Raw genomic sequence first — 329 nt, 5'->3', positions numbered from 1 at the left:
AGGCGCTGACCGATCCGTTAACGCTTCTACCCAACTTTCGTGCGTTGGAGCAAGCGCCGGAGCAAGAGGCGGGCAAGAGTTTTTGCTGCCTGCGCATTGATAATCTTGAGTTTATGAGTCGTCATTACGGCTTAATAATGCGCGTTCACTGTATCCGCTCAATTTACCGTACGCTGCTGCCGTTGATGCAGGAAAACGAAAAGTTGTATCAATTGCCGGGTAGTGAACTGCTGTTAGTGCTGAGCGGGCCGGAAACGGAAGGGCGACTCCAGCATATGGTTAACATCCTGAATAGTCGGCAAATTCACTGGAACAATACCGGGCTGGAT

Annotated in this window: 1 protein-coding gene; it reads left to right on the top strand. The window is 50.8% G+C overall.

What is annotated here, in order from left to right; all coding sequences use genetic code 11:
• Positions 1 to 329 (top strand): diguanylate cyclase domain-containing protein (locus tag LZP73_RS19620; RefSeq protein WP_234236595.1); only part of this gene is annotated, 329 nt, incomplete at both ends.

This window comes from Shewanella sp. AS16, assembly GCF_021412365.1.
In the GTDB taxonomy this organism is placed as follows: domain Bacteria; phylum Pseudomonadota; class Gammaproteobacteria; order Enterobacterales; family Shewanellaceae; genus Shewanella; species Shewanella salipaludis.
This window is presented reverse-complemented; position numbering and strand designations above follow the sequence as displayed.